This is a genomic window from Microcoleus sp. EPA2 (assembly GCA_020882975.1).
Classification (GTDB): Bacteria; Cyanobacteriota; Cyanobacteriia; order Cyanobacteriales; family Microcoleaceae; genus Microcoleus.
On record JAHRFD010000047.1, the window covers coordinates 1 to 20,979 of the forward strand.

Here is a 20,979-nt window from a genome sequence, read left to right on the forward strand (position 1 = left end):
CAGTGGCACCACTCCGATTCCATCCCGAACTCGGTTGTTAAACGCTGCGGTGGCGAAGATATTTGGCGGGTCACTGCCTGAGAAAATAGCTCGATGCCTGGGATTCTTTTACAACACATAATCCCTCTTTCTCTTTTCTAGAAAGGGGTTTTGTTGTTTTTATCCCTTTTTTACTCTTCCTAAAAAGACAGTTAAGAACAGGCACGATGCCTGTTCCACAGACATTAGGGGAGAGGTCTAGTTGAGTTTGATGATTTTATACCAAATCTGCGTCGATCGCGACCTCGATCGCCATATTTGGTGCTAGTTGCTCGAATGCGAGTTAAGGTTTAAGTACGACCTTAATGCAGTTGTCTTTTTTGTTCTTGAAAGTCTCGTAAGCTTGCGGTGCTTCTGACAAGTTCATGCGGTGGGTAATTACAAAGCTGGGATCAATTTCCCCTTTTTGAATGCGATCTAGCAAAGGCCGCAAATAGCGTTGAACGTGGGTCTGTCCCATTTTCATGGTCAAACCTTTGTTGAAAGCTGCACCTAATGGAACTTTATCTACGAAGCCGCCGTAAACGCCGGGAATCGAGACGGTGCCGCCTTTACGACAAGCCAGGATCAGTTGTCGCAATGCGGTAGGTCGATCGCTCTCCAAGCGCACAGCTTGCTTTGCTTTGTCATAAAAAGCGTCCAGACCCGTGCCGTGGGCTTCCATCCCCACAGCGTCGATGCAGGCATCAGGCCCGCGCCCCCCAGTCATTTCGGTGACGGCTTCCCCCGCGTCAATTTCTTCGTAGTTGATGATTTCGGCTTTGGCCGCAGCAGCCATCTGCAAGCGTTCCGGGAAGCGGTCGATCGCAATTACTCTATCGGCACCAAGCATAAACGCACTTCTGATTGCAAATTGTCCCACCGGCCCGCAGCCCCAAACAGCTACCGTATCCCCCGGTTGAATGTTGCAGTTTTCTGCTGCCATGTAACCGGTAGGGAAAATATCAGTGAGAAACAATACTTGTTCGTCAGATAGTCCGTCGGGAATTTTCAAAGGACCAACATCTGCAAAGGGAACGCGAACATATTCTGCTTGACCTCCTGCATAGCCGCCCGTTAAGTGCGAGTAGCCAAACAATCCTGCGGGCGAATGACCGTAGATTTTTTCAGCCAATCCAGCATTGGGGTTAGAGTTATCGCACAGCGACCATAAATCCCGGTTACAAAAGAAGCAACTGCCGCAAGAAATGGTAAAAGGAATAACTGCGCGATCGCCCTTTTTAAGATTCTTAACTTCACTACCAACTTCAACAACTTCCCCCATGAATTCGTGACCCAGGATGTCACCGGATTGCATGGTTGGGATGTAGCCATTATAGAGGTGCAAATCTGAACCACAAATTGCTGTAGATGTGATTTTGAAGATAGCATCTCGCGGATTAATAATTGTTGGGTCAGGTACATTATCAACTCGCACGTCATTTGCTCCGTGCCAACAAACTGCTTTCATTTTTTGCTTCTCCTCTAGTTAGCTACGAACATTTTTTGGTGTTCAATTTGAAATTTTCGATTAGCTCAACATCTAAATTAGGGCATTGATTTTTTCAATCTTAAATGTATAAAATTTTACTTATCTCTATCCAAGGTATGATTTAAAAATATATCTTTTGGCTGTTATCAAGACTAAAATTAGTAAAAAATCAAGCTAATAAAATATCGGTTAATTAGTTTAAAGTATTACCAGAAATGCTTCATTCAGTGGATACCGAGCTTTGATAGTCTTAGCAATTACTTTTTTTAAGAGTCAGGAATTATGCTATACAAAAATTTAAAATTTACAGTAAAAATCCTCCTCTCTAAATTATATTTGCGCCGTTCAACCTCAAATCTCGAACCATCCAGGAAGTAAATAAACACTTCGTGCTGGCTTCGCCCACGAGTAGGTCAAAATGGGTACGAGTTATGCCGCCACAAGAATTTGATTAAACTTGAGTATAAAATCTACATATACCTCAGCTTATCTATAGTAGTAAGGTGGGATGTGTACCCTATCTTACGACTACAGACCAGCTCATTAAGTGATACTGAGTAAGTTGCAGCCTCAAACTTCTCAAGTCCGGGCTGGTCTATCTAGATTCGAGGCGGGGGGTTTTGGAGCACAAGTGCTGCTTAAATGCCGAGCTTGCGCTAAAGTTGTGAAAGATTAAAGTTTATCGATCGCCTTTTATGCCTTACACTGCATCTACCCCAACAGACCCCAATCAAGCAAATATTCGTAATGCCGACTACCGCTTACTAGAGTTTAATAAGCTGACACCGATGATGCAGCGGTATGTGGAAGTCAAAGAACAATATCCCCACGCACTTTTATTATTTCGAGTCGGAGATTTCTTTGAGTGCTTTTTCCAAGATGCAGTGACGATTTCGCGGGAATTAGAGCTGGTTTGTACTAGCAAAGAAAGCGGCAAGGAAATTGGACGAGTGCCGATGACAGGAGTGCCACACCATGCACTCGATCGCTACACATCAATGTTAGTAGAAAAAGGCTATGCTGTAGTAGTTTGTGACCAAGTAGAAGATGCAGCGATCGCAGCTAGAGAAGGCCGTCAAGTCAAGCGCGAAATTACCAGAATTCTAACTCCCGGAACTTTGACTGATGACGGAATGCTTAAACCCAAACAAAATAACTTTTTAGCAGCAATCGTTATAGCTGGAACCCATTGGGGATTGTCTTATACAGATATTTCTACCGGAGAATTTGTCACTACACAAGCAGACAGTTTAGAACAATTAAATCTAGAATTGTTGCGTTTGCAACCGTCGGAGGTGCTAGTACCAACGAATGCTCCCGATTTAGTGACTATGTTGAGACCAGGAGAAAAATCCGATCATTTGCCAGAGTGTTTACCGAGTTCATTTTGCTATTCTCTGCGATCGCAAATTCCCTTTACTTTGGGAGAGGCAAAACAGAGAATCCTGCAAAAGTTCAAAGTGCGATCGCTCGAAGGTATGGGGTGTGGACAGCTTGCCTTAGCAGTACGCGCTGCCGGGGGTTTGCTGCAATATCTCGAAGAAACTCAAAAAGGAAATGCAGTTCCTTTGCAAGTATTACACACTTATACCATCACAGATTTTCTCACACTAGACTATCAAACCCGTCGCAATCTCGAAATTACTCAAACTGTGAGAGATGGGGTTTTTCATGGTTCTTTACTGTGGGCGATAGACAAAACTAGCACTGCAATGGGAGGTCGGGCTTTGCGGCGGTGGGTGCTGCAACCTTTACTGAATATTAAAGGAATTTGCGCGCGACATGACACGATTCAAGAATTAGTAGAAGATAACTACCTGCGCCAAGATTTGCAGCAGTTATTACGCCAAATTTATGACATAGAAAGACTGACTGGTCGCGCTGGTTCTGGAACAGCTAGCCCGCGAGATTTAGTCGCTTTAGCTGATTCTTTGAGAAAACTGCCGGAGTTAGCTGCGATTGCAGCCCAAGGTCGATCGCCCTATCTGAAATCACTCCAAAATGTACCGCCAATTTTAGAAGAATTAGCAACTAAAATACACGCTCATTTAGTTGACGAACCGCCGATTCATTTAAAAGAAGGAGGGTTGATTCGTTCGGGAATTAATGCCCTACTAGATGAAATGCGACAAACAGCATCAGCCGATCAGGAGTGGATTGCTCATTTAGAGGCAAATGAAAGAAAACGCACCGGAATTTCTAACTTAAAAGTAGGTTACAATAAAGCTTTCGGGTATTATATCAGCATTACAAAATCGAAAGTAGACCAAGTACCAAATGACTACACGCGCAAGCAAACTCTCACTAATGAAGAACGCTACAGCACAGAAGAATTAAAACAGAGAGAAGTACGAATTCTGACAGCGCGCGAAGATTTAAATCAACTAGAATATGATATTTTTGCTCAAGTACGCGCCGAGGTAGGAGAACACGCCGAAATTATTCGGAATGTTTCCCGTGCTGTGGCCGCCATCGACGTTTTGTGCGGTTTGGCAGAAGTAGCTGTTTATCAGAATTACTGTCGCCCAACGATGGTTGAAAGTCGGGAAATTAAAATTATTGACGGTTGTCATCCGGTGGTCGAAAAGTCTTTACCTCCGGGCTTTTTTGTACCTAATTCGGCTTTTTTGGGTCGGGAAGCATCGCTAAATCGACCAGATTTAATTATTTTAACTGGACCGAATGCTAGTGGCAAAAGTTGTTATTTGCGACAGGTGGGTTTGATTCAGTTGATGGCGCAGATGGGAAGTTTTGTGCCGGCGAAGGGTGCTACTTTGGGAATTTGCGATCGTATTTTTACCCGCGTTGGCGCGGTGGATGATTTGGCAACAGGTCAGTCTACGTTTATGGTAGAAATGAATGAAACGGCAAATATTCTCAACCACGCAACACCAAAATCCTTGGTGTTGTTAGATGAAATTGGCAGGGGAACAGCCACTTTTGACGGACTTTCGATTGCTTGGTCTGTGGCAGAATACTTGGCGAATGAGATTCGGGCGCGGACAATTTTTGCTACTCATTATCATGAGTTGAATGAGTTGGCTTCTATTTTAAATAATGTAGCAAATTACCAAGTTACGGTCAAGGAATTGCCCGATCAAATAGTATTTTTGCACCAAGTTCAGCCTGGAGGTGCTGATAAGTCTTATGGGATTGAAGCGGGGAGATTAGCTGGTTTACCCACCTCGGTAATTGAGAGAGCAAGACAGGTGATGAAGCAGATTGAGAAACATAGTAAAATTGCGATCGGACTACGGAAGGGTGTGAAGAAAGAGGGGAAACAAGAGTCGGAAGGCGAACAGTTGGATATTTTTGAGGATTGAAATGATTAAATTGCGAGCCGAATCCAGGACTTAGCTATCAATTCTATTTTCAGGTCAGTAATCTGGGCATTACTGACCTAAAAATGACGAAACTGTGATACTATTCTTGAAGATATCAAAAGCTTTAAATAGGAGGATGAGATGCAAGGCAAAAGATTTATCCGAACTCTTCGCTTAAAAAACTTTCTATCCTACGGAAGTGAAGGAGAGGAAATAGAACTTCAACCTCTGAATGTGTTAATTGGCCCCAACGCATCTGGCAAGTCCAACTTGATCGATGCCGTGGGAATTTTACAGTCAACACCCAATGATATAAATACTCCCTTTCGGCAAGGAGGCGGTATTGGCGAGTGGCTTTGGAAAGGTGATGAAAAAAATTCCAACAATATTCCAACAGCTACAATCGAGGCAATCGTAGATTATCCTGAAGAAACTACCCCTCTGCTCTATAAAATCTCTTTCACGATGGTAGGTCAAAAACTAGAAATTGTAGATGAAGCTGTAGAAAAGGAAGAAAAATTTGCCCCAAGTTATAAAGATGTATATTTTTTCTACCGCTATCGAAATGGCAATCCAGTCTTAAATACTAGAAAGGTCTCAGAAGAGGGAACAAGTAAAGACACTAATAGCGGAAAACGCCATCTTAGCCGTGACGAGATAAATTTTTCTCAATCAGTTTTGTCCCAAAAACAAGACAAATATTTTTACCCTGAATTAGCCTACTTAAACAATCAGTTTTCCAAGATCCGTATTTATCGGGAATGGAACTTAGGCTGGTACACGCAACCAAGAAAGCCCCAACCATCTGATTTACCAAATGACTTTCTTGAAGAAGATGCAACTAACCTTGCTCATGTTTTGAACGATTTAGACTACCAAGGTATTACACCTTTGCTGATCGAGCAGTTGCAAAAGTTTTCCGAGGCAGTAGGTGACATCAGAACTAGAATTGATGGCGGTACAATACAAACATTTATCAGGGATAAAAGATTCAATAGACCAATTCCTGCTACCCGTTTATCAGATGGTACGCTTCGTTATTTGTGCTTGCTGACTTTGCTGTGCCACCCAAGTCCACCGCCCCTGATTTGTATTGAAGAACCAGAATTAGGGTTGCATCCAGATATCTTATCTACTGTTGCTGAATTGCTAATTGCGGCATCTAAAAGAACTCAAATAATTGTTACTACTCATTCTGATGCTTTAGTTTCTGGTTTGAGTGAAGTTCCAGAATCAGTCTTAGTTTGCGAACAGAATAACACAGGTACTCACTTGCGCCGTCTAGAGCCTGAGCAACTTAAACAGTGGCTGAAAAAGTACACTCTAGGAGATTTGTGGCGGATGGGACACATCGGAGGAAACCGATGGTAAGAGAGATTCGTATTTATATTGAAGGCAGTGGAGATGAAAGTGAAGATGAAAGTACAACAGAAAATATACCTCCAACACGTCCGGGATTTAGGAGTAGAATTCCGGCAGGAAAAGAGACCACAGCGGGGCTGCGAGCGGGTTTTGTTCATCTCTTCAAAGAACTCTACGATTTCGCAGAGAGCAAAGGCATAAAAATCCTGTCAATCATGTCTGGATCTCGCCGCGATGCTTGCGACGATTTCCTAATGAGTGTGGAATCTTATCCAGAGGCTTTTAATGTTTTGCTTGTTGATTCTGAATCTCCTGTTTCTGAAACTCACACACCTTGGGAGCATTTAAGGAGCCGAAAAGATGACCAACCTTGGATTTTGGCGACCCAAGGGCTTGATGATGCCTGTTGCCACTTAATGGTACAAACTATGGAGGCTTGGTTTATTGCTGATATTGATGCTTTAAGCAAGTTTTATAATGGCGGATTTAAAGAAGATTATCTTCACCAAAGGCTGGGAAATCAAAGTGTGGAGAAAGTTTCCAAATACAACCTGAGTCAGTGGCTGAAATCAGCCACTAATAAAACCTCTAAAGGTAAATATCACAAAACACGACACGCTCCAAAACTATTAGCACTTTTAGATATTGACAAAGTACGCAGGGCTTCTCCTAGTTGCGATCGCCTTTTTATAACCCTTACCAAAATCATAGAAATGACATAAATACATTGCGTGTATATAAGCCCTATTTACTTGCCATTTTGTAACTTTTTTACCTCTTTGTGTACGCTCATGCCTATCTCCAAAGCCTCATTCAACAATCTCCCGTATTCAGTTGCCCGATCGCTCACATCCATCGCCATCAAAGCAGCCAAATTATTTTCAATATTAGCAAATAATTCGTAACGACGACCAATAAACTCTTGATTTTCGCGGAGAATTCTTTCGGTTTTTAAAGCACAAACTAAACTTTCCCTAGTAACGTTTAATGCTTCAATGGCATCCTCTCGATTTATCAAATTGGCTTGGAGATTGCCAACGGCTATTAAGCGATCGATAATATCAAGAGCCTTAATCACCTCATGATACTTGTCAACTTCATCTAGCAAACCAGCCAAGGTTGCTAGAGGCCTTGCCTTGAGCCATCTATACAAATTCCAAGCTACAGCAATGGCTATGGATAAGCCCAAAGTTAGTTGTAAAACCCAAACAAATATCTGAGAATCGCTAAAGGAACCAACTTTATGCTGAGTAGCCAATAAAGCCACAGGGAGGGAAACCACTAAGGTTACGCAAAATATTAGCAACTCATTTAACAGCATAGAAAATAGCTTTCTGCTGTCTCGGAAAGCGCCATGTCTGTAAAAATTACCGGCAAAACCGTCACCCAAAGCTATGCCACTCAATTCCTCTAACTCCGTTTCAGGAATTAGTAATTCATCTAAGTCCGATTGTATCACTATTTCAAATCTCCTTAATTTAGCATTAATTAAAACCCTCCTATAGACCTAATTGAATCCCAGAGACTCATATAAAAATTGCTTTCTCGGCTTCGGAATAGTTGAAATGCCATTCCAGGCGACCCAAAAAAAGGTCTGAGAGTCCATCCCAACTGACTCCCAACAAAGGCATAAAGTCCCAACCAGAAGCGCAAAATATTTAGGCGGATATCCTTGCCTTCAGCATCTTGTTCGGAAAGGAAGTGCATTCCTTGATAAAAAAAACTAATTCCTAAAAATCCTGTAATTGCCATAATGGCAACATTCAACAACAGGAAAAAATTGTAATTGTTACTACTCAGTAAAAAAAATAGACTTACAGGTGCAAATCCAAACATCAAGATGCTAATCATTGCCATTGCTGTCATTAACAATGCCAAATACTGTTCAAAACTTCGTTTTGAACCAAACATGACATTGAAAAAGTAGAGTGTAGGAAAACAAATAATCAGCGTCAGCAAGTAAAGTGCTGGTAGCTTAATTGCTGACACTAGACATTGCATCCATGTACTAGATGCACCTAAAATTGCTCCATAAATCGAAAAAAATACTGTACTAGAAATCAACAGCCCGAAAATTTTAGATTTGAGCTTGACACCTTCGCGGATTTCTTCGAGAAACTGTTGCCGTTCCCGCAGCAAATACATTACTACTGAAAAATATTTCACGGGTTCTCCTGTTGACTGATGCTACTCCGAATCGGTTATAACTCAAGTTGATTTAGATGTGCAAGAGCTTGTCAGATTTATCTCGGTCAAGGGAGAAGGGTGAAGGGAGAGCTAAAATTCTCCCCCTCTGGAAATATCTAGCGACAGGTGCGATATTTGATGTGATAAACCAAACCACGGTGAGCCAGATCGAAGGAGTCAACGGTGGCCGTACCAGCACCACTGGCAGTCATCGCAGCATTGACTCTCATGTTGATGCTGTCACCACAACGAGACCAAACATCTGCTACAGTTGCTAAGCTATCTCGAACGTTATAGTTCGTTTCCCCGTTAAAATTCCGGGAAAAAATTGGACCTCGACTGCCTGCAAAAAAGTATTCTGCTCTTAAATTGGCGCTGGTTTTTGGTGCGATGTAACCACGATAATCAGCATCGTAGAGAGAAATTTGGAAACCTTGCGGTACTTTGATGGGAATGCTGAGGTTACAGCTTTTGCGTTTTTCTGCGGAGATATTTCCCTGGGCTACAAACTTATCAAATAGAATGGTTAGTTCTTGACCATCGGGGCTGACGCTGACACTGGCGGATCTGTCGGGACAACCACTACCACCATAGCTTGCACCTAAGATTTCCACTTTTTGCTGGGCCAAGGCGGAGCTAATGGAAGCAGACATTAATGTGGTGGCCAGTAAGAGTTTTAAAAATTTCATGGAATTTCTCCTAGATCAATTTTGATCTATTAATTTGGGTGTAAAAAACACTCCGTTTGATTGATGAATCAAAATTTAAGCAAACCCTGTCTCATGAGGAGATTACAAGTTTTTTCTTGTTAGCTCAAAAGCTCAGAACTACTATCTACTGAGCTATATAATATTACCTTGCTCAGTGGTTTTTGGATGAGTCGGCTCACTCAATAAATATTTATTCTTTGCTGATACTTTCTAAGATTCATTTCTTCTAAATAAAGTTCCGGAAGATTCCCGACAAAAGGTTTGCTTTTCCTGGAAAATAAGAACCTAGAAAGCAGACAAATTGCTGAGTGTTTAGTCTATCTTTGGGCGGAGGAAAATTTCTGACAATTTTTGAGAGGAATTAGGGCTGGATTCTACTGGGAATGGGAGATGTAGGCGATCGCCTTGGAAGCACGGAATTCTCTTGTTGTGGAGTCTGGGGTTGACGGTAATATTTTTGGTAAAATTAAAATCAACGGTAATATAAATAAAAAATGTTGCTAAATATTAATAATCTAAAATTTTTTAGTTTTAAGGCCAGCCCCATTAATTGACGAGCTTGTTTTTTGGGCTACTGCATATTTTATGAGGGGTCAAAAAATGATTATCTGCTGTATACACAAATACATTCATTTAACTATCAGTAGATTAACATAAGTCTTAGTTTGATAATATTTGAGAACCTAAATTTTCACAATCAAACATCAGCTAAAACCTAGGGCACGCACTGATTGCAGGAAGTTTTAAAATTAGATTCGTAAATTGCATTCTCTAGATGTATTTACTGCATTTATCGAGAAAATTATATGTATTTAATAGAAGTAATTCTTGCAATTAGTTAATAGAATAGATGTATGCTAGTGACCGTTGACGATCGACTACTAACATTTTTTGGAGAAGGAAAAAAATCATGGATACTACCGTAGAAAAAAAAGCCCCACCTCAGCCTGTTGAGCAAGTTAAAATTAAAACCACGAACAGTTTAGAGTTTGAGCTTTGGGCTAAAGCCGTCAAACGCCAGATGATTGCAGCACTCTCTAAAAAGAGCGAAAGTTAAGAGTTTAGGGGTTTTTGTCTGCCAGTTTTGTAAATTGAGTTAAGAAAATAGTTGTTTGTGTTGTTGTCCCAGAAGGGAAGGGGAGAGTGGGAGAGTGGGAGAGCGCCAGAGGAGGAGAGTGGGAGAGGGGGGAGAATTGATGCTTCTGACTTCTGGCTTGTGGCTTCTGGGTTCTGCCTTCTACCTTCTACCTTCTACCTTCTAGCTTCTGTCTGCGATTTTTCATTGGTTAAGAACCCTTCTCAACTGCGGCAAGCAACCGTAGATTTCCGTCTTGAAGCTGCACAGCTTTCACTGTTCCCAAAGCGACTCTTTGTACACCGTTATTCATCGCCACCTCAATTTTAATTTTCGGATCTGCGAGTAAGCCGAGCCTACCCCACAACCACTTGACTTGAGTAGCAGGAAAAGATTTCAGTTCCATATCTAAAAAGGGCGAACTAACCCAGCGGTTCCCGTCGTAGAAACTGGCGACCTGCACCTGATACCAAACTTGTTTTTCTGTCAATTTTAACTGATTTTTAGGTTCTGGTTCCATCCATTCATTGGGATTAATAGTGCTAAGTAAAGTAGCCGAACCCATAATTTGGCTTTTGTGCTGTTCTAAACTTTCAGCTAGGGAAACCGATTCGTCAAGTTTATTGACTAAATTCCGAATACGGTTCCTAGTTTCGCTGTCGGTATCTGATTGTTGATCCAGCCAATTCATGGCCTCGCGAGTCCCATCTTGAGAGGCGATAATGAGTGCGCCCCAAGCTTTGACATCGCCATCACTAGAATTCACTCTCAAAGCTGCGTCTACACGATTCAAGAGTTTGTCATTGTCATTTTTGAGGGTTTTGGCAATTTCGTGACTGTTGCTAGGATCGGCTTCAAATACCTGCAAAGCCTCTCTCCAGCGACCGTCTATCAACTCTGCGAGAACTTGTTGACCGGGACTGGCCCAAGAGGCGATCGCCTGAGCCTTAGTAATTTTAGCATGAAATTCGATGGTATCTAGCTGAGCTTGGGCCAGAGTCGGCCAATTAGGACCGGCTTTTCCCTTAGCAATACGCATCACATTTAAAGCTGGAGACCACAGGCCACTTTTGGCAAGTCGCAAACCATTTTTGTAGGTTTCGTCATTTAATGCAAATTCTTCCAAAGAAATTGGGTTTAACTGAACAGGATTCGGGACAAATTTGCGCGGGCCAATTTGATAAAGAGTAAATTGGGGTTCCAAACCAACTGTTTGATCGATCGCCAATTGTGGAGACGAACCCTTAACAATTTGCTGCCAATTGGGCGGTTGTCCGGCGGCACTCACCCATTCCAAGAGCGAGATTAAATGATTTTGGCTGGGGTTGTAGCGAACCACCTGTCCGTAGGGAAGTTTTTTATCGCCCCGTACTAATTGACCGCTGACATTAAACCAAATTCCCGAAGTCGGTGCTTTGCCATTAAATCGGCGCAGTTCGGTTAAAGGTAGAGACTGATTCGAGCCAAGAGTATCTGACTTGGAGTCAGCTAAAGAAGCGAGTACAAAAGATTCTGCTGGACCTTCTACATTCACGGAACTGGTTAGTTGAAAATACTCGACTTTATCTGAATCTCGATCGGGAAGTTGCACGCGCTTGTATACGCGAAGTTCGACAATTTGACGACAAGGATTTTTGCAGGATGTTGTCGCGTTAACAGTCCTTTCCACCATCACAGGTAAGAGTAAATCAGAAATCGAAGAATCGGTGGAGTTATCGATAGGAAGTGGCAGAGGTTCTCCGGTAACAAATCCCAATTTACGGATGCTAGCTTGAATTTGATCGAGAGTTTGAATAGAATCTCTGGTGGCGAGGGGAAGCCGGGACCATTCCGGCACAAATTTAGCGATCAACTTGTTACCGTTGGGATCGACAATCAGTTGATAACTCAGCCATGCGCCGCCGCCCATCAAAGCGGCGAAGCCACACAACACGCTGAGGGCTGTGAAATTAGCGATCAGTCTTTTCCAGGGATATCTGGCGACGGAGGTTGGGGTAGGAGTTTTTGATTTGGGGGTTTTAGATGGAGATTCTGGAGAATTTTGGGTGCGTCGGGCTTGGCGGCGGCGTCTGGTGGGGGGAACTTTGGCATTTTCTGGGGGTTTGGCTCGATTTTTGGAGGGGTTAATTTTGTGTTCCATCGTCAAATTTTAGGATTTAGATTTTAGAATTTATGTTTAAAATTGCCATAGACATGGCCCATAATTATTGTGGAACAGGTCTTACAGTCTTTTAAGAACAGGCTTTTGGCCAGATGTCTAATAGTCGATCGTATTGCCGACCTATGGTATCCCAGGTGTATTGGGTTGCGATGTGCGATCGGGCATTTCGAGACAATTCGTGTCTTAGGTGTGGATTTTCAAACAAAGTGCTAATCGCTTCAACATACTCCTGAACTCCATTGGCGCGCAAGGCCAAGATCGGTTGTGACTCACCGCCGATGGCTAAACCTTCCAAACCTCGATCGCTTGCAACAACGGGTGTTCCCGCAGCCATGGCCTCCAAAGTTTTATTTTTTATCCCCAAACCAATTCGCATCGGGACTACACAAACAGTAGCCTGATGCAAATATTCTGCCACCTTTTGGACTCTGCCTAGAACTTGAATTCCTGGTTGTTTCCCCAAAGCCAAGACGGAAGGTACTGGGGAAGTTCCGACTAAGGTGAGGGTAGTATCGGGATAACGCTGCTGTAGGATTGGCAAGATCTCCAAGGCCAAGAATCTGGCTGCGTCTATGTTGGGCAAATTGTTCATCGCCCCTGCAAAGATTAAGGTGTGTCCTCCCGGATCGATCGCCCGATGGGGAAATTCGACTAAATCAACTCCGTTGGGAATTACCTCAATGGTTGGCATTGAGAAATAGTCTATTCTTTTTTCCATGTTTCTAGGGGACAACAATTGGAGAAGTAGTTGCTTGTCTGTGGATGTGGTCGCCACTATGCGAGAGAATTTGGCACAGTAGCGTTTTTCATAGCGGGCTAGGAGGGGTAAAATAAGTCGATCGCGCAGGGGGTTTTCTGATGTGCCTGTTTCTAAAATTTGCTTACAAGTTCCCCAAACTGAACTGTGAATATTGACGACTGTCAGGAGTTTTTGTCGCCACTGTGGACGGACATAAATCTCGTTAACGCTGTGTTCGCAAGTAATAGCATCGCACTTCCCTGCTGTGACTAACTCATCTACCCAATTCTGCATGGCTGGCGAGTAGCTTGAGAGTACATTGGGAGGTGTCCCGGATTGCAAAAATCCAGCAAATCTGCCTAGTTTTCCCACTATTCCATAGAATCCCCCCTCAGTCCCCCCCCAGCTTCGGGGGGGTAGTCTTAGCCCCCCCTTGGTAAGGGGGGGTTGGGGGGGTATTTGGGGGTTAGGAAAAACGGCTAATTCTGCAACTTGCTGGCGCAATTGGTGAATTTGTGCATCGGTGACATCGGGCGATCGCAGTGTTCCGAGAATTACATGATGCCGCCGGCTCAAATATTTTAATAAATGAAATGTCCTTACCTGAGTTCCTCCGCGGCTTGGGGGATAGGGAAAAGTGGAGGAAAGCATTAAAATCTGCATGGAATGTTGTACAAACAGGACTTAGGCAAAAATCCGTTTTCTGAGCCTAACTATGTCATTTTAGGTGGATAACGATGGCTAGGAACCAGCTATTTAGGTTGATAGTGCATCCACTACTCATAAATAAAGTTACCGCCAAGCGATAAGATTGATTAATAAAACCTGTTTAACAATTTTCGCACCTATGGACGAATTATCTGTTAAGGCGCTGCTGGAAGATTTGAAAAACTCCGACGAAAGGGTACGCGATCGCGCGACTACAGAACTCTGGCGCTGTTGGTTTCACCAGAAGGGAGAGTATGGGATGCAAATTCTCAGGCGATCGCAAGTTTCCCTGGATGCAGGTGATGTTCGCCACGCTTTAGATTTGTTAACCAAACTGATTTCTCAAGAACCTGATTTTGCGGAAGCTTGGAATCGGCGCGCCGTACTTCACTATACCCAAGGAAATTATAAAAAGTCGCTCCAGGACTGCTCCATGGTCCTCAAACTCAACCCAATTCATTTTGGAGCTTTGCACGGGCGGGGTTTGTGCTACGCTGCTTTGGGAGAATACATAAATGCAATTCAAGCTTTTCGTTGCGCTTTAGAAATTCAACCTTTTGCGTTGGTCAATCAAAAGTTAATTTTGGAATGTACGGCTCGTTTGAGTTAAAATACATTGACCTCAAATGGTATAGCAACCTTCTCGGCAGTTAGGATATTCTGAATCACTGAAACTATGACAGTGGCTGGATTTTCCTTCTTGCTTGTTTTTGCCTTCTTCAAATCGACCTTCTGCTATATAAGTTTGTGCCCAAAATTAGCGTTTGTATTCCTACTTACAATCGAGTGCATTTGCTGGCTGGTGCGATCGCCAGCGTGCTAGCTCAAACTTATACAGATTTTGAATTAATTGTCTGCGATGACGGTTCTACTGACAGCACAGCGCTGTTAATGTCGGAATTTGTAGATGAAGGGATTAGCTACATTCGTCACCCGCATCATATCGGTAAAAGCAATAATATGCGATCGGGCTTGGCGGCCTGTCGGGGTGAATATTTTATTAAATTTGACGATGACGATCGCCTGAGTCCACAATTTTTGGAACGGACATCTGCTATTTTAGATAAAGACCCCAGCATTGATTTTGTCAGTACGGATCACTGGGTGATTGACATTAATAATCAGATTGATGAAATCCAGACTAAACTGAATTCGCAAAGATGGGGTCGCAGTTCGTTGGCGGCGGGAATTATTGAAGATTTGTTGACCACGGTTTTTGTGAAACAAAGTTTGCAAATAGGGGCAACTTTGTTTCGCCGGACTGCTTTGGAAGAGGTAGGATTTCTACGGCCAAATTGGCAAAATTGTGAAGATAACGATTTGTTTGTCAGACTTGCTATCGCTGGGAAAAAATGCTATTATTTGCCGGAACTTTTGATGGAATATCGATTTCATGCCGAACAGCAAGGGAGCGATCGGGCTATTCCCTATTTGACTGATAAATTGCGCTATTTGACCAGTTACGAGTTTGATGAGGACAAGTTGGAAACGGTCAGGCTCAGAAGGATTGCAGAAACTCAATTAGCGCTGGGTTTGCGACTGATTGAGGTGGGTGAAACTGAGAAAGGGCGGGGGATGGTGCGATCGGGGAAGTCGGTTTCTGTGGCGAAAATGTGGGCTGGTTTGGCGCTGTCTTTGTTGCCTATGAAGTTGCGGGGAAGGGCTTTTGCTGCTGTGCGAGATTTGGTGAATAGTGCTGAATTCTGAATTTTAAGATTAAGAAATTATGTTATGATATTGATAGACTAAAGCTAAGGTCTGTAGTTTGAATAGGAGAAATCGCCATGCAGATACCAGAAAATCCCAGCAATGATGACATCAGAGAATCATTAATTCAGCTCAGGGAAGAATTAGGCAAGGTCAGGGAAGAATTAGGTCAGAAGGTCGATCGCCTGGAATACAAGTTTGACGCATATCAGAAAGGAACTGATGGTATGGTGAGGATGGCTACGACTATTATTATTGCTACTGCTTCCGTCGTTGTTTTGTCTAGCCTTAGTCCCGCAGTCGCAGCCATAGTGACAGCATTGTCAGCGGGAAACGGACAGTAATAATTAGACATCAAATCGCTTGACATTCTACAAAGGCGATCGCAAACTCTTTCACAATACTCCTGACTCTAATTGGTCTAGATATATAAATTCAGGAGCTTTAACTCCCGCTTCCTCTCTAATTTTTACCAGTTTAGGCGACTCAAAAAAAGCCTTAGCATCTGCGATTGATGTCCACGCAGAGAAATGAACAATTTTGTTGGGTTCATTGTCATACTTCAAGACTTGATACGATCGCTCTCCAGCTTCTTTTCGGATGCTTGCAGCACGATCGAATACGGATTTCCAAGCTGCATAATTTTCTACTTCATGAATAATTAATACATACTGCATAGCAATCACATCCCGATCGACTAGCTAGACTTTACCACGAGGGGGACTACTTAAGCACTTAAAGAAGTCGGGAATCTAATACCGCGTTTTACGTTTAAAGTAGTAAACAGTGCTTTATCTAAATTTATCGTAATATTATCGTGTCTATAGTTGCTGAAATACCGACTGTGTGGCTGCAAATTTCCCTCGTAGGGATTTGGTTGGGCTTGATTTTACTGGTGGCTGAAGGGTTAAATCGCTTTACTTCCGTCGATCCAGAAGTTTCCCGGAAGGTGGTGCACATCGGTACGGGGAATGTGATTTTGTTGGCTTGGTGGCTGGAAATACCTGGTTGGGTGGGAATAACGGCGGGAATTTTAGCCGCAGCGATCGCCCTAATTTCCTACCAAGTGCCGATTTTACCTAGTCTCAACAGCATAAATCGGCAAAGTTGGGGTACTTTTTTTTATGCTGTTACTATCAGCATTCTGGTGGCTTGGTTTTGGCCACTGCAACATCAGGAATATGCTGCTTTGGGCATTTTGGTGATGACTTGGGGGGACGGATTGGCGGCTGTCATCGGGCAGAAATACGGCCGGCATATTTATCGAGTTTGGGGAATGAAGAAAAGTTGGGAAGGTTCTGCAACTATGTATGTGGTGAGTTTTGCTGTCAGTAGTTTAATTTTGCTGGCGGTGCAAGGTAATGTTTGGCAAACTTGGGCCGTATCTGCGGTTGTGGCTGTAGTTGCTGCTAGCTTGGAGTCGGTTTCTAAGTGGGGAGTGGACAATTTGACAGTGCCACTAGGGAGTGCGGCGATCGCCTTTTTTCTAAATCAGTTTTGGGTAATTGGTAATTTGTAATTAATCATTACTTAGAACCCCGAATTTTTACATAATTCGGGGTTCTGGATGTATTGATTAAAAATTACCGTTGTTGTTGGAGTTGTTTGAGGCGATCGCCTATCTGCCCTTACACAGAGGGTTTTTGTCGATCGCGAAGGAAACTGCCTAAATGACGGTTGATTATTCCCGCTTAGAGCTTTTGGAAGACTTACCCTCAAAAGGTTGAACGCCACTATTGGGATAGTTGTCATCGCTGGGGCTAAAAAGTCGCAAAGCTGCTTCTGAAACGTAACGCATTGCGTTGGTCAAAGACTTAGAAAGATTCATAAAATTCGCCTCTCTCGTCTGGGTTCTGATACTTTATACATTACTCTGATTTTTTGCCTGGGGATCGCTTTAGCAATATTTATTTGAATTACTTATTAGTCCGCAACGATTGCAGCAAGCCGAAGGAAGAAGAACCCTCAAGGGGGGGAAGAAGAATAACCCCCCCCAGCCCCCCCCAAGGGGGGAAGGAAGAAGTCGCCTCCAGGGGGGAAGGAAGAAGTCGCCATCCCAGTTTTTTCGTCAAAAACCCGGTTGCTGGGTTCTCATTGACAAACTGGTGGATAATTTTTATTAATCTTACCATAACACTCATCGGTCAATCCACAGGCAATTAGGCATCACAGAGTTATAAAAAGGAAATTTTCAGACATAAATTTAAAATATTAATCAAAAATTTATATAAAATATGGTGTGAGTCACTATAATTAACAAAAGGAGTTTGCCGGGGTTCTACCATGAAAACTGCCACAGAAAGCTTGCACCATCAAAGTTTTGGCCAAATCCAAGAAGACCAAGAGCTGTGTCTTTCCTCAGAAGATTACAGCTTATTGACCGACCTCTACCAGCTAACGATGACGGCTTGTTACGTCGGGGAAGGGATCGACGGGCGAGTCGCGAGTTTTGAATTATTCGCGCGGCGCTTACCAGAAGGTTTTGGCTATGCGATCGCCATGGGCTTGGCTCAAGTTCTCGATTATCTGGAGAAATTTCAGTTTTCAGCCTCGCAAATAGCGGGTTTGCAGTCTACTGGGATTTTTGCTGATGCGCCCGATCGATTCTGGACTCTACTCGCGACAGCCCGCTTTACTGGCGATGTCTGGGCGGTGCCGGAGGGGACGGCGGTATTTGCCAATGAGCCACTGCTACGCATCGAGGCTCCTCTGTGGCAGGCTCAGTTGGTGGAAACTTATTTGCTCAATGTCATAAATTATCAAACTTTGATTGCGACGCGATCGGCCAGATTGCGCGATGTGGCTGGCCCTGATGCTAAGTTGCTGGAATTTGGGACGCGCAGGGCTTTTGGCCCTCAAGCTGCTGTGTGGGCGGCTAGGGCGGCTCTGGCTGCGGGGATTGATGGGACTTCTAATGTTTTGGCTGCTTTGAGGTTGGGCCGCAAACCAGTCGGTACAATGGCTCATGCTTTGGTGATGGCTGTCAGTGCTCTCGAAGGTAGTGAAGAGCAGGCGTTTACGGCGTTTCACCGCTATTTTCCTGGTGCGCCGTTGTTAATCGATACCTATGATACTGTGGCGGCGGCGCGCCTGTTGGCCGATCGCGTCAACAGCGGTGAAATGGTGTTGGAAGGGGTGCGGCTGGATTCTGGGGATTTGGTGAAATTGTCGCAGGAAGTGCGATCGCTCCTGCCGGGAGTTCCGATTATTGCCAGCGGCGATTTGGACGAGGTGGAAATTGGTAAATTAAAAAATGCCGGCGCTTGCATTGACGGGTACGGTTTGGGAACGAAGTTGGTCAGCGGTTCCCCTGTCAATGGTGTTTATAAATTGGTGGAAATTGACGGAATTCCAGTGATGAAGGAGGCAAGTGGCAAAGTGACATATCCGGGACGAAAGCAAATTTTTAGAGAGATTAAAGATGGGCAAATTCTCGGAGATTGTTTGGGATTGTCTGAGGAAAAACCTCAGAATTATGATACTTCCATAACATTAATGAAGTTGGTTGTCAAGGAAGGAAAACGATTGTATGGTCAAGATAGTTTAGAGGCGATCGCGAAACGCACAGCCGCTTCTGTCGCCAGTCTGCCCGCTGCAAGTCGCCAACTAAATAACCCGATTTCGCCACCTGTAGAAATTTCTACAGATTTGCAAAATCTCACCAATCAAACACGACAAATAACAAATAACAAATAACCAATAACAAATTCCCAATTCCCAATCCCCAATTCCCAATCCCCAATTCCCAATCCCCAATTCCCAATTCCCAATTCCCAATTCCCAATTCCCAATTCCCCATGAAAAGAATTGCCTTGTTTGGAACCAGCGCCGATCCGCCTACTGCCGGACACAAAACTATCCTGAATTGGCTGGCTCAGCATTTTGACTGGGTAGCAGTTTGGGCTTCGGACAATCCTTTTAAATCTCACCAAACTTCTCTGGAACATCGATCGGCAATGCTGCTGTTAATGATCCAAGAAATTAATTCGCCACAGCAAAATCTTTGTTTATATCCAGAACTCAGCAGTCCGAGGACGCTAGAAACTGTAGCACGGGCAAAATCAATGTGGGCAAATGCCGAGTTTACCCTAGTAATAGGTTCAGATTTAGTGGAACAATTGCCTCGCTGGTATCAAGTTGAAGATTTGTTAAAACAAGTGCAATTGCTAGTAGTCCCACGACCTAATTATCCACCACAAGAGTTAGATTTGTGGCAGTTGAGACGAAGGGGTGCGGATGTGGCGATCGCCTCTTTGAATGCTCCCGATGTTTCTTCAACATCCTATCGGGAAACAGGAGACACCGAAGCCCTGACTCCGACCATCGAAGATTACATTAATAGGGAGAATTTATACGCATGGCACGAGGCACAAAAAAGAGCGAACGTTGCTCGTTAGCTGACTTTAAAGTCGGAGTAGATAATGTGATTTTCTCCGTCGATACTGTGCAGAATCGTTTATTAGTCCTGTTAGTAATGCGCCATGACGAACCGTTTATCGACTTTTGGAGTCTTCCGGGTACTTTGGTGCGCCACGGGGAATCTCTGGAGAATGCAGCTTATCGGATTTTGTCGGAAAAAATTCGGGTGAAAAACTTGTATTTGGAGCAATTGTATACTTTTGGACAACCGGGGCGCGATCCCAGGGAGTTTACCAGAGGCGATCGTTATCTTTCTGTCAGTTACTTTGCTTTAGTTCGCTTGGAAGAAGCTGAATTAATTGCTGGGAGTGTGGTTGCTGGTGCCGGCCACCGTGTCAGTGGCATTGCTTGGTATCCTGTGGAACAAGTTCCTAAGTTGGCCTTCGATCACAATCAAATTCTGGAATACGGATATCGGCGCTTGCGGAATAAACTGGAATATAGTCCCGTGGCTTTTGAAGTCTTGCCCGAACTTTTCACTTTAAGCGATTTGTATCAACTTTACACTACTATTTTGGGGGACAGTTTTTCAGATTATTCTAATTTTCGGGCCCGATTATTGAAACTGGGTTTTCTCTGCGATACCGGTGTAAAAGTTTCGCGGGGTGCCGGTCGTCCTGCGAGTTTGTATCGCTTCGATCCGGCAGCTTTTGCCCCTTTAAAGGATAAACCTCTGGTGTTTATTTAATTGTTTAGAGGATGACATTAGATGATAAATTTAGTAAGATGACAGTAGAAAAAATTCAGGAGTACAGGCGATGAAAGCCCCAGATGAGTGCGCGAATATTCTGGAAGTTCGCGAAGAAATCGATCTAATCGATCGGGAAGTCATCGATGCTTTGAGTAAGAGATTTCAATATGTCATTGCGGCGGCTAGGTTCAAAACCAGTGAAGCTAGTGTGAAAGCGCCCGATCGCTTTTCTGCTATGTTACAACAGCGGCGTGAATGGGCCCAGGAAGCGGGTTTGAATGCTGATGTAGTGGAAAAGCTCTATCGGGATTTGGTCAATCATTTCATTGAAGAAGAGATGAAGCATTACAAGTCTGATTCGTGAGTAATCCCTCTTCCTTCTTTCTG

At 43.6% G+C, this 20,979-nt stretch carries 20 protein-coding genes and 1 rRNA gene; 13 read left to right on the plus strand and 8 right to left on the minus strand.

The annotated features are described in order from the left end of the window. Positions 1–102 (plus strand): 5S ribosomal RNA (gene rrf, locus AAFP14_RS24855); the annotation flags it as partial. A gap of 220 nt (positions 103–322) precedes the next feature. On the opposite strand, the gene AAFP14_RS24860 is transcribed toward rrf, so the two are convergent. After that, positions 323–1,489 carry a zinc-dependent alcohol dehydrogenase gene (locus AAFP14_RS24860; RefSeq protein WP_341734860.1) on the minus strand — a complete coding sequence of 389 codons (1,167 nt, stop codon included), beginning with the start codon at positions 1,487–1,489 and terminating at the stop codon, positions 323–325. 716 nt (positions 1,490–2,205) lie between these two features. On the opposite strand from AAFP14_RS24860, the gene mutS reads away from it, so the two are divergent. From mutS to AAFP14_RS24875, 3 genes are all read left to right on the plus strand, one after another. Further along, positions 2,206–4,833 (plus strand): DNA mismatch repair protein MutS, encoded by a 2,628-nt coding sequence (gene mutS / locus AAFP14_RS24865; protein WP_341734861.1) that lies wholly within the window; start codon positions 2,206–2,208, stop codon positions 4,831–4,833. A 141-nt stretch (positions 4,834–4,974) separates the two neighbouring features. Beyond that, a complete protein-coding gene (locus tag AAFP14_RS24870) occupies positions 4,975–6,204 on the plus strand; it encodes an AAA family ATPase (protein WP_341734862.1) in 1,230 nt (409 codons plus the stop codon). Further along, positions 6,198–6,917, plus strand: coding sequence for a DUF4276 family protein (locus AAFP14_RS24875; RefSeq protein WP_341734863.1), 720 nt, complete (start codon positions 6,198–6,200; stop codon positions 6,915–6,917). Before AAFP14_RS24870 ends, AAFP14_RS24875 begins: the two co-directional genes overlap by 7 nt. A gap of 26 nt (positions 6,918–6,943) precedes the next feature. Here AAFP14_RS24875 and AAFP14_RS24880 read toward each other — a convergent pair whose 3' ends face one another. The 3 genes from AAFP14_RS24880 to AAFP14_RS24890 form a co-directional block, all read right to left on the minus strand. After that, positions 6,944–7,654 (minus strand): hypothetical protein, encoded by a 711-nt coding sequence (locus AAFP14_RS24880; protein WP_341734864.1) that lies wholly within the window; start codon positions 7,652–7,654, stop codon positions 6,944–6,946. Between the two features lie 29 nt (positions 7,655–7,683). Further along, complete coding sequence (locus AAFP14_RS24885; protein ID WP_341734865.1) at positions 7,684–8,361, minus strand: actin-binding WH2 domain-containing protein; 678 nt, start codon at positions 8,359–8,361, stop codon at positions 7,684–7,686. 137 nt (positions 8,362–8,498) lie between these two features. Continuing rightward, complete coding sequence (locus tag AAFP14_RS24890) at positions 8,499–9,071, minus strand: DUF4360 domain-containing protein (RefSeq protein ID WP_341734866.1); 573 nt, start codon at positions 9,069–9,071, stop codon at positions 8,499–8,501. Positions 9,072–10,002: 931 nt separating this feature from the next. Here AAFP14_RS24890 and AAFP14_RS24895 point away from each other — a divergent pair. Then, on the plus strand, positions 10,003–10,149 hold the full coding sequence (locus AAFP14_RS24895) for a hypothetical protein (protein WP_341734867.1): 147 nt from the start codon (positions 10,003–10,005) through the stop codon (positions 10,147–10,149). A 229-nt stretch (positions 10,150–10,378) separates the two neighbouring features. Here the strand turns inward: AAFP14_RS24895 and AAFP14_RS24900 are convergent, their stop codons facing one another. Beyond that, positions 10,379–12,307, minus strand: coding sequence for a hypothetical protein (locus tag AAFP14_RS24900; protein ID WP_341734868.1), 1,929 nt, complete (start codon positions 12,305–12,307; stop codon positions 10,379–10,381). Positions 12,308–12,398: 91 nt separating this feature from the next. Beyond that, positions 12,399–13,730, minus strand: a complete 1,332-nt coding sequence (locus AAFP14_RS24905) for a glycosyltransferase family 4 protein (RefSeq protein ID WP_341734869.1) — start codon at positions 13,728–13,730, stop codon at positions 12,399–12,401. Between the two features lie 184 nt (positions 13,731–13,914). Between AAFP14_RS24905 and AAFP14_RS24910 the strand changes: the two genes are divergently transcribed. The 3 genes from AAFP14_RS24910 to AAFP14_RS24920 all read left to right on the plus strand — a co-directional run bounded on the left by AAFP14_RS24910 (position 13,915) and on the right by AAFP14_RS24920 (position 15,826). Further along, the gene (locus tag AAFP14_RS24910) at positions 13,915–14,385 is read left to right on the plus strand and encodes a tetratricopeptide repeat protein (RefSeq protein ID WP_341734870.1); all 471 of its coding nucleotides are present in this window, start codon (positions 13,915–13,917) and stop codon (positions 14,383–14,385) included. Between the two features lie 137 nt (positions 14,386–14,522). Then, entirely contained in the window at positions 14,523–15,482 is a 960-nt protein-coding gene (locus tag AAFP14_RS24915; RefSeq protein WP_341734871.1) for a glycosyltransferase family 2 protein, read from the plus strand. 77 nt (positions 15,483–15,559) lie between these two features. Further along, complete coding sequence (locus AAFP14_RS24920; RefSeq protein ID WP_341734872.1) at positions 15,560–15,826, plus strand: ssr2422 family thylakoid membrane protein; 267 nt, start codon at positions 15,560–15,562, stop codon at positions 15,824–15,826. 51 nt (positions 15,827–15,877) lie between these two features. On the opposite strand, the gene AAFP14_RS24925 is transcribed toward AAFP14_RS24920, so the two are convergent. Beyond that, the gene (locus AAFP14_RS24925; RefSeq protein ID WP_341734873.1) at positions 15,878–16,159 is read right to left on the minus strand and encodes a putative quinol monooxygenase; all 282 of its coding nucleotides are present in this window, start codon (positions 16,157–16,159) and stop codon (positions 15,878–15,880) included. Between the two features lie 140 nt (positions 16,160–16,299). Between AAFP14_RS24925 and AAFP14_RS24930 the strand changes: the two genes are divergently transcribed. Continuing rightward, positions 16,300–17,001 carry a diacylglycerol/polyprenol kinase family protein gene (locus tag AAFP14_RS24930; RefSeq protein ID WP_472851089.1) on the plus strand — a complete coding sequence of 234 codons (702 nt, stop codon included), beginning with the start codon at positions 16,300–16,302 and terminating at the stop codon, positions 16,999–17,001. A gap of 162 nt (positions 17,002–17,163) precedes the next feature. Here the strand turns inward: AAFP14_RS24930 and AAFP14_RS24935 are convergent, their stop codons facing one another. Continuing rightward, positions 17,164–17,310 (minus strand): isochorismate synthase, encoded by a 147-nt coding sequence (locus AAFP14_RS24935; RefSeq protein WP_340522099.1) that lies wholly within the window; start codon positions 17,308–17,310, stop codon positions 17,164–17,166. 455 nt (positions 17,311–17,765) lie between these two features. Here AAFP14_RS24935 and AAFP14_RS24940 point away from each other — a divergent pair, with 455 nt between their 5' ends. From AAFP14_RS24940 to AAFP14_RS24955, 4 genes are all read left to right on the plus strand, one after another. Beyond that, positions 17,766–19,178, plus strand: a complete 1,413-nt coding sequence (locus AAFP14_RS24940; RefSeq protein WP_341734874.1) for a nicotinate phosphoribosyltransferase — start codon at positions 17,766–17,768, stop codon at positions 19,176–19,178. A 101-nt stretch (positions 19,179–19,279) separates the two neighbouring features. Next, positions 19,280–19,879, plus strand: coding sequence for a nicotinate-nucleotide adenylyltransferase (locus AAFP14_RS24945; RefSeq protein WP_341734875.1), 600 nt, complete (start codon positions 19,280–19,282; stop codon positions 19,877–19,879). Continuing rightward, positions 19,840–20,589 carry an NUDIX hydrolase gene (locus tag AAFP14_RS24950; RefSeq protein WP_341734876.1) on the plus strand — a complete coding sequence of 250 codons (750 nt, stop codon included), beginning with the start codon at positions 19,840–19,842 and terminating at the stop codon, positions 20,587–20,589. Before AAFP14_RS24945 ends, AAFP14_RS24950 begins: the two co-directional genes overlap by 40 nt. A 70-nt stretch (positions 20,590–20,659) precedes the next feature. Then, positions 20,660–20,956, plus strand: a complete 297-nt coding sequence (locus AAFP14_RS24955) for an isochorismate lyase (RefSeq protein WP_341734877.1) — start codon at positions 20,660–20,662, stop codon at positions 20,954–20,956. Positions 20,957–20,979 lie beyond the last annotated feature (23 nt).